Annotated in this window: 8 protein-coding genes; 2 read left to right on the plus strand and 6 right to left on the minus strand. The window is 72.3% G+C overall.

Annotated features, from left to right (window positions below; all coding sequences use genetic code 11):
- The first annotated feature begins 21 nt into the window (after positions 1–21).
- Positions 22–642, plus strand: a complete 621-nt coding sequence (locus AB0G56_RS22125; protein ID WP_360971864.1) for a TetR family transcriptional regulator C-terminal domain-containing protein — start codon at positions 22–24, stop codon at positions 640–642.
- Positions 643–811: 169 nt separating this feature from the next.
- On the opposite strand, the gene AB0G56_RS22130 is transcribed toward AB0G56_RS22125, so the two are convergent.
- On the minus strand, positions 812–1,597 hold the full coding sequence (locus AB0G56_RS22130) for an SGNH/GDSL hydrolase family protein (RefSeq protein ID WP_360971906.1): 786 nt from the start codon (positions 1,595–1,597) through the stop codon (positions 812–814).
- A gap of 283 nt (positions 1,598–1,880) precedes the next feature.
- Here AB0G56_RS22130 and AB0G56_RS22135 point away from each other — a divergent pair, with 283 nt between their 5' ends.
- Positions 1,881–2,678 (plus strand): tyrosine-protein phosphatase, encoded by a 798-nt coding sequence (locus AB0G56_RS22135; protein ID WP_360971866.1) that lies wholly within the window; start codon positions 1,881–1,883, stop codon positions 2,676–2,678.
- Between the two features lie 25 nt (positions 2,679–2,703).
- Here AB0G56_RS22135 and AB0G56_RS22140 read toward each other — a convergent pair whose 3' ends face one another.
- The 5 genes from AB0G56_RS22140 to AB0G56_RS22160 form a co-directional block, all read right to left on the minus strand.
- The gene (locus tag AB0G56_RS22140) at positions 2,704–2,823 is read right to left on the minus strand and encodes a DUF6126 family protein (RefSeq protein ID WP_360971868.1); all 120 of its coding nucleotides are present in this window, start codon (positions 2,821–2,823) and stop codon (positions 2,704–2,706) included.
- Positions 2,820–3,443 (minus strand): XRE family transcriptional regulator, encoded by a 624-nt coding sequence (locus tag AB0G56_RS22145; protein ID WP_360971870.1) that lies wholly within the window; start codon positions 3,441–3,443, stop codon positions 2,820–2,822. Before AB0G56_RS22145 ends, AB0G56_RS22140 begins: the two co-directional genes overlap by 4 nt.
- 90 nt (positions 3,444–3,533) lie before the next feature.
- On the minus strand, positions 3,534–4,916 hold the full coding sequence (locus tag AB0G56_RS22150) for an aspartate aminotransferase family protein (RefSeq protein ID WP_360971872.1): 1,383 nt from the start codon (positions 4,914–4,916) through the stop codon (positions 3,534–3,536).
- A complete protein-coding gene (gene dxs, locus AB0G56_RS22155; RefSeq protein WP_360971874.1) occupies positions 4,913–6,871 on the minus strand; it encodes a 1-deoxy-D-xylulose-5-phosphate synthase in 1,959 nt (652 codons plus the stop codon). The genes AB0G56_RS22150 and dxs overlap by 4 nt, the downstream gene beginning before the upstream one ends.
- Positions 6,872–6,901: 30 nt before the next feature.
- On the minus strand, positions 6,902–7,234 hold a 333-nt coding region (locus tag AB0G56_RS22160; RefSeq protein WP_360971876.1), incomplete at its 5' end, for a flavodoxin-dependent (E)-4-hydroxy-3-methylbut-2-enyl-diphosphate synthase.

Consider the following 7,234-nt stretch of genomic DNA (forward strand, 5'->3'; position numbering starts at 1 on the left):
AAGACCCATTAGGGTGACCGCGTGGCGCGAGTGCGGTTGAGTGGGGCGGAGCGGCGTGAGGAGTTGCTGCGGGCCGCCATCGGGCAGATCGAGGCGCGGGGCGTGTCGGCGGTACGGATCGCCGACGTGGCCTCGGTGCTCGGGGTGAGCAACGCGCTGGTGCTCTATCACTTCTCCACCAAGGAGAACCTCGTGGCCGCCGCGTTCGCCCACGCGGCCGAGGACGACCTCGCGCGCCTGCGTGCGCTGCTCGGCCGGCGTACGAGTGCGCTGCGTCGGCTTCGGGCCGCCCTGCGCTGGTACGCGCCCACCGGCAACGCGAAGGGCTGGCGGCTGTGGGTCGAGGGGTGGGCCGCCGCGCTGCGGGAGCCGGCCCTGCGCCAGGTCGCCCGGGACCTCGACCGGCAGTGGAAGGCGGCCCTCACCGGGGTCGTGGCCGAGGGGGTGGCCGCGGGCGAGTTCCGCTGCCCGGACCCCGACGGCACGGCCCTGCGCCTCACGGCCCTCCTGGACGGACTCGCCGTACAGCTGACCTGCTACGGCGGCACGGTCTCCCGCGCCCGGGCACAGGAATGGGTGGACGAGGCCCTGGCCCGCGAACTGGGTCTGGACCGGCAGGCGTTGACGACTGCGGTCCGCTGAACCACGCCCGAGCGCCGCTGCGCCCGCCGTACTCCCCCGTCGCCCCCCACCATCGCCCTCCTCCGGCGCCCGGCCGCAAGGCCGCGGCCCCCCCGCCCCGGTCCCCCCGCCCGGGTCCCCCCGGAGCGGGGCGCCGCGGACCGGTCCGACGGCACGGTGGCCGCGCGGCTCAGGCCACCGAAGCGATCCGGGTCCTGATGTCGTCCGGGGACAGCGCGCCCTTGGCCCTCACGTCGTCCCCCGAGGACTGCCCGCGCAGACGGCGGCCGATCCAGGGGACCAGGTACTCGCGGGCCCAGTGGACGTCGTCGCGGCGGATGTCCAGCGTGCCGCGCGGCGGCAGCGGCGGCCAGGGCTGCTCCGGGTCGGCCGGGACGTCGACGCCGAGGATCTGGCCGGCCCGCAGCGCGACGCGGGTGTGCCCCTCGGGAGACAGGTGCAGCCGGTCGTGGTCCCAGGCCCGGCGGTCCTGCACGGTCTTCAGGGACCACAGGTCGAGCACCGGGCAGCCGTAGCGGTCGGCGATGGCCCGCACATGCCCGTTGTACGTGGCGATCTTGCCGCGCAGGTGCTTGAGCACGGGCACGCCGCGGGTGTCGAACCCGGTGGTGACCATCACGGTCCCGGCCGCGGAGGCGAGGTGGGCGACCGCCTTCTCGAAACGCTCGGCCACGTCGTCCGGGTCGGTCCCGGGCCGGATGATGTCGTTGCCGCCCGCACAGAGGGAGACCAGGTCGGGGGCGAGCTCGGCGGCCCGCGGCACCTGGTCCGCCACGATCTGGTCGAGCAGCTTCCCGCGCACGGCGAGGTTCGTGTACTGGAAGTCGCCCTCGGGTCGCCGGTCGGCGAGCAGGACCGCGAACCGGTCGGCCCAGCCGACGAACGCCCCGTCGGGGCCGGGGTCTCCCACGCCTTCGGTGAAGCTGTCCCCCACCGCCACGTACGACCCGATCACTGATCTGCTGTCACTCTTCGAATCGTCTGCCACGTCGACCCATGATTCACCTTCGAATGTGACCTACGCGACCGTAGGCAGGGGTTGACGGACGGTGAGAAAGGCCACTTCAACATCATCTCGCAGTCGGGAATACACGCGGCGCGGGCAGCGGAAGAAGGGGTCCCCATGACCCGCGTCACCCCGCCCCCGCCGACGATGTTGCCTCAGGCAGCCATGTCGTATCGTCGGGATCGCGCCCGCCGCCGAGCCGTGACGGCGGGGCCGAGAGGGAGGAGTCCCCGTGACGCAGCAGGTCCCGTCGACCGAGCCGGAGCTGACCGGAGTGCGCAACTTCCGCGATGTGGGCGGCCTGCCGACCGTGGACGGCCGGCGGGTGCGGCACGGGGTGCTGTTCCGCAGCGGTCATCTCGCGCACGCGACCGCCGAGGACGCCGTCTTCCTCGCCTCCCTCGGCCTGCACACCGTCTTCGACTTCCGCAACGCGGCCGACAAGAAGCTGGAGGGGCCGGACGTCGAGCTGCCCGGCGTGCGCAACGTGAGCCTGCCGCTGAGCGACCCCGCGGACGGCGCCGAGTTCTGGAAGATGGTCCGCGACGGCGACCTCGACCAGTTGCGGGCGATCCTGGACGACGGCCAGGGCGCCGCCCGGATGATCGCCTCCTACCGCACGATCGTCAAGGAACGCACCGCCGAGCACTCCCGGGTGCTGCACGCGCTCGCCGAGGACAGCGTCCCGGCCCTGATGCACTGCGCCGCGGGCAAGGACCGGGCCGGCCTGTCGATCGCCGTGACGCTGCTCGCCCTGGGCGTGGAGCGGGAGGCGATCGTCGCGGACTACCTGGAGTCCAACGCCCGGCACCGCCGCTACAAGGTGCACCGCAGCGGCTCCTCCCCCTCCGCCTACTCCCCCGAGGTCATGGAGCTGCTCAGCCCGCTGTTCGACGCGCGCGCCGAGTACCTGACGGCGGCCCTGGAGACCGTGGAGGAGACCTGGGGCGGGGTCGGGGCATACCTGGAGCAGGGGCTGGGGCTCGCTCCGCGGACCAGGCAGCGGCTGCGCGAGCGCCTGCTGGACTGAGCCCGGCGGCGTCGGGGCGCGCGCCTCACTTGGCGCCGACCTCGAACAGCAGCCAGACGAACGCGGCGAACAGGTGTCCGACCGCGATGTAGATGAGCAGCCGGACCCAGAGGGCGCGCGGGAACTTCTCCTCCATGTCTGTCATGACATCTCTCCGGTGTGGGGGCCCAGGCACAGCGCGGCCGTGGGACTCTGCAGCAGGGTGTGGACGAAGAGCAGCTCCAGGCCGTCCGGGTCCTCGGCGGCGATGCGGTGCGGGGTCAGCGAGTCGAAGTGCGCGCTGTCCCCGGGGGCGAGCAGGTGCGTGCTGTCGCCCAGCCGCAGCCGCAGCCGCCCCTTGAGGACGTACAGCCATTCCTCGCCGGGGTGGACCCGTACGATGTCGCCCTGCGAGCCGTGGGGCACGTGGACCCGCAGGGTCTGCATGCCGCGCCCGGCGGCACCGGCCTGGTGGTAGGTCCAGCCGCCGGCCCGCGTGGGCTCCATGTCGGCGGCCCGCACGATCGCGTCCCGTTCGGCGACGCTCTCCCCGAGCAGTTCGGAGACCGTCGTACCGTAGATGCGGGCGAGTGCCAGCAGCATCGGCAGCGAGGGCTGGCGCCGCCCCGTCTCCAGGCGGGACAGGTGTGCGGGCGACAGCCCGGCGGCGCGGGCCGCGGCCTCCAGGGTGAGGGAGGCGCGGCGGCGGAGCGCGCGCAGCTGGGGCGCGACGGCGGGCAGGTCGTCGGCCTGGCCCGCCGGTGGCCCGGACTCGGGAGTGCTCATGTCTCCATTCAGCCGCAGGCTTGCCCCTGGGGCAAATTTATTGCCTCAGAGGCAAAATCGCGCGGCGGTGCACCCGCCTCCCGTGACCGGCTACCGGTTGGCCACCGCCTGCTTGACCAGTGTCTTGCCGAAGTCCCACATCAGGCCGCCGCCGTGCGCGTCGTCCATCACCGCGGTGAAGGCGTCCACGAACCGGTCGACGTCCTGCTCGCCGATGACCAGCGGCGGGATCAGCTTGATCACCTCCAGGTGGTCGCCGGAGACCTGGGTGAGGATCCGGTGGCGCTGGAGCAGCGGGACGACCACCATCTGCGCGAACAAGCCCTTGCGGGCCGCCTGCAGCATGGTCCACCGGCCGCGCAGCTTCAGCGACTTGGGCCTGCCGAACTCGATGCCGATCATCAGGCCCCGGCCGCGCACGTCGGCGAGCAGCTCGTACTTGTCGGTCAGCGCCGCCAGGCGGGACCTGAGCAGATCGCCGGTGGCCCGCGCGCCCGCCACGATCTGCTCGTTCTCCATGACGGAGAGGACGGCGAGGCCCGCCGCCATGGCCTGCGCGTTGGAGCCGAAGCTCGCCGAGTGCACCAGCACCCGGTCGATCGAGGAGTAGACCTTCTTGAAGATCCAGTCCTTGCCGAGGGTCGCGCTCACCGGGACGTAGCCGCCGGAGAGGGCCTTGGCCACGCACACCAGGTCCGGCTCCACGCCGACCTCGTGCTGATAGGCGTAGAAGTCGCCGGTGCGGCCGAGGCCGGTCTGCACCTCGTCGGCGATGAGCAGCGCCTTGTGCCGGTGCAGCAGCTCCTGCGCGGCCCGCAGGTAGCCGGGCGGTGTCTCGTGCACGCCCTTGCCCTGGATGGGTTCGACGATCAGGGCGGCCACGTCGCCCTGCTTCAGCTCGCGGGCGAGCGCGTCGAGGTCACCGAGCGGGATCGCGGTGTCGGGCAGCAGCGGGGCGAAGCCGTCGCGGAAGCCCTCCTCGCCGTTCACGGACAGCGAGCCGGTGGTCAGGCCGTGGAAGGCGTGCTCGCAGTGCAGGATCCGCGGTTTCCCGGTGGCGCGCCGGGCGAACTTGAGCGCGGTCTCCACCGCCTCGGTGCCGCTGTTGCCGAAGAAGACCCGGTCCAGGTGCGGGCTGTGCGTGAGCAGCCGCTCCGCCAGCAGACCGGGCAGCGGCTGGCAGTCGAAGCGGGTGAGGTCGGCGAGCCGGGCGTCCAGCACGTCGTGCAGGGCCTTGCGGACGACGGGGTGGTGCCGGCCCAGGCCCATCACCCCGAACCCGGCGAGCATGTCCAGGTAGTCGTTGCCGTCGGCGTCCCAGAAGTGCGCGCCCTCGGCCCGTTCGTAGACCTTGTCGAAACCGATGGTGTGCAGCATGCGCGGCAGCTGGTGGTTCAGGTGCTTGCTGTGCAGCTCGTAGCGCTCGGCGCCGCGCTCGGCCAGGAGGGCGCCGAGGTCGAACTCCGTGGTCATTCAGTTTTCTCCTTGACTGCCGTGCCGCTCCCGGCGGGCTCCTGTGCCGGGACGGTCCCCGCCTGCGCCGGAACGGACCCGGCCTGCTCCTTGGCGGCGAGGCTCGCGCTGATCCGTCCGGCGACCTCGACGGGGGTGAGACCGATGTCGGCCAGCACCTCCCCGCGCTTGGCGTGCGCGAGGAACTGCTCCGGGATGCCGAACCGCCGTACCGGTACGTCCACGTCGGCGTCGCCCAGGGCCAGGGCCACCGCGGAACCGACGCCCGCGGCGCGGCTGTTGTCCTCGACCACGGCCACCAGCCGGTGCCCGGCGGCCAGTGCGGGCAGCGCCGGGTCGACGGGCTTGACCCAGCGGGGGTCGACGACCGTGCAGCCGATGCCGCGCGCTCGCAGCAGCTCGGCGGCCCGCAGGCACACCGGGGCCATCACGCCGACGGCGACCAGCAGCACCTCGGGCCGCTCCGCGCGGTGCAGCACGTCCATGCCGCCCACCCGGTCGACGGCCGGGATCCGGGGGCCGACCGACTCCTTCGGGAAGCGCACCAGCGTCGGCGCGTCGTCCACGGCGACGGCCTCGCGCAACTGGGCGCGCAACTGGTCGGCGTCGCGGGGCGCGGCGATCCTCAGACCGGGGACGACCTGGAGGACGGACATGTCCCACATGCCGTTGTGGGAGGCGCCGTCGACTCCGGTGACGCCGGCCCGGTCCAGGACGAAGGTGACGCCGCAGCGGTGCAGCGCCACGTCCATGAGCAACTGGTCGAAGGCGCGGTTGAGGAAGGTGGCGTAGACGGCGACGACCGGGTGCAGACCGCCGGTGGCGAGGCCGGCCGCGGAGACGGCGGCGTGCTGTTCGGCGATGCCGACGTCCCACACCCGGTCGGGGAACCGCTCGGCGAACTTGCCGAGACCCACCGGGTGCAGCATGGCCGCCGTGATCGCCACGACGTCGTCGCGCTCCTCACCGATCCGTACGATCTCGTCGCCGAACACGGAGGTCCAGGACGGGCCGCCGGACGGGGCGAGGGGCGCGCAGGTGAGCGGATCCATCGCGCCGACGGTGTGGAAGTGGTCCGCCTCGTCGGCGAGGGCGGGTTCGTAACCGCGGCCCTTCTCGGTGAGGCAGTGGACGAGGACCGGCCCGTGGAAGCGTTTGGCGCGGCGCAGCGCCGACTCCAGGGCGCGCATGTCGTGTCCGTCGATCGGGCCCAGGTACTTCAGTCCCAGGTCCTCGAACATGCCCTGCGGCGCGAAGGCGTCCTTGAAGCCCTTCTTCGCGCCGTGCAGCGACTCGTACAGGGTGCCGCCGACGACGGGGGTGCGCCGGAGCACGTCCTTGCCCCAGGCCAGGACCTTCTCGTAGCCGTCGGTGGTGCGCAGGGCGGCCAGGTGGTTGGCGAGGCCGCCGATGGTGGGCGCGTAGGAGCGCTCGTTGTCGTTGACGACGATGATGAGCGGCCGGTCGCGGGCGGCGGCGATGTTGTTCAGCGCCTCCCAGGCCATGCCGCCGGTCAGCGCGCCGTCACCGATGACGGCGACGACGTGCCCCTTCTCCCCTCGCACCTCGCGCGCCTTGGCGAGCCCGTCGGCCCAGCCCAGGGCGGTGGAGGCGTGGCTGTTCTCGATGACGTCGTGCTCGGACTCCTCGCGGGAGGGGTAGCCGGACAGGCCGCCCTTGCCGCGCAGCTTGGAGAAGTCCTGACGTCCGGTCAGCATCTTGTGCACGTAGCTCTGGTGGCCGGTGTCCCACAGGATCCGGTCGGCCGGTGACTCGAAGACCCGGTGCAGGGCGACGGTGAGTTCCACCACCCCCAGGTTGGGCCCGAGGTGACCACCGGTCCTGGCCACCGCGTGCACCAGGAAGTCACGTATCTCGTCGGACAGTTCGCCGAGTTCCGCCTCGGACAGCGCCTTCAGGTCGCGTGGTCCCCGGATGCTCTCCAGAATGGTCACGCTGGGCCCCCTCTCGGTCCGTGCCGTACTTCAACTCACCGTCACCGTCGGTGTTCCCGTGGCGGTGGGGGCGTCCGCGACGCCGTCCTGCTCCATCTGCTCGGCGAGCTTCGTCGCCTCTTCGATCAGGGTCTCCACGATCTTCGACTCGGGCACCGTCTTGATCACCTCGCCCTTGACGAAGATCTGCCCCTTGCCGTTGCCGGACGCCACACCCAGATCAGCCTCACGCGCCTCACCGGGACCATTGACCACACAACCCATCACGGCCACCCGCAGCGGGACCTCCATACCGGTCAGACCCGCCGTGACCTCCTCGGCCAGCTTGTAGACATCCACCTGGGCGCGCCCGCACGACGGACA

The sequence above is a fragment of the Streptomyces sp. NPDC021356 genome (assembly GCF_040641015.1).
GTDB lineage: Bacteria > Actinomycetota > Actinomycetes > Streptomycetales > Streptomycetaceae > Streptomyces.